Consider the following 1,166-nt stretch of genomic DNA (forward strand, 5'->3'; position numbering starts at 1 on the left):
GGTAATGTCCGAAAAAGTGTGTAAGATTCTCCTTCGTCCTCCCCTCCGGCTTGGGGTACCCCAAGCCGGAGGGGAATTTGTGATGTTGATTTTTCTTTGTCGTTTTACTTGATTTTCCATTCCCGAAAATACGGCAGCCGTCTTGCATACGTCCCTTCTGTTTTCTCCTTGGCAACAGAGCCCAAAAGATAAACAACCGAGTCGGGAGAAGGCATCGCTCCGCGCATGAGCAAAGTGCGCTTGTAGCAGCGATTGAGACGTTCCACCCAGTTGGTCGAGTAAATCATCCGGCGCACATTTTCGGGAAACCTCAGATAGGTGAAATAGGCCGCATTGCGTTCTCTGTCCAATCGGGCAAGGCTCGGGTATTTCTTGCCCCAACGTCGGGCAAAGGTACGCAAATTCTCATAAGCCGCAAGAGGTGTCATGTCGGTATGCTCCACGGGAAAGAGCGCCTTGAGTTCCTCACCGACCTCGGCTTTGTCTTTGGTGGAAACGGTGTTCAACACCTTGCGTTTGAAATGCACGACGCAGAGTTGGTGCAGCGCCGTGGGAAAAGCCGAGCACACCGCATTTTCGATACCGCTCAAAGCATCGGAGACAATCAAATCGATTTGTTCCACGCCGCGTTCCTTGAGCGCTTCGAGCTCCATTTCCCAAGCAATTGCCCCTTCTGTGGGGTGATTTACCACCGTGAGCACCTCGCGACTGCCGTCGGGCAACAGTCCCAACATCGTGTAGTAGGCCTCCTTCGAGACGCTCCCGTCACGACGCGTGCTGCAGAACGTGGCATCGATGTAGACGGCCAAATAGTGAGAAGAAAGTCGGCGTGCAAGCCACTCTTGGATCTCCTCGTAACAAGCCCCTGAGAGCCGGCTCACCTGCTGTTTGCTGTAGTGGTGACCGTAGATGCGACGACCCACCTCGGCGATGTCTTCACAAGAAAGTCCACGAGCATACAACTCATGAAAAAGCAGCGCACGCTCGCTTTCCTGAGCAGCCAAGATCCCGAGTATGATCGGTTGAAAAGCACCCGAACGAGTGCGAGGAATGCGAAGTTGGAAACTGCAACCGTGACCACGCCAACGACGAGGACGGAAACCGTTGCCTTGTTCACCTTTATGTTCCTCTAAGAAGAGGGCGCGCTCCTGCTTGGAAAAACTATC

Annotated in this window: 1 protein-coding gene; it reads right to left on the reverse strand. The window is 53.5% G+C overall.

Going from position 1 to position 1,166, the window contains the following annotated elements:
* Positions 1 to 104: 104 nt before the first annotated feature.
* On the reverse strand, positions 105 to 1,166 hold a 1,062-nt coding region (locus tag ACO6BQ_RS12630; protein ID WP_489121514.1), incomplete at its 5' end, for an IS256 family transposase.

Source organism: Centipeda sp. (in: firmicutes) (assembly GCF_057271695.1).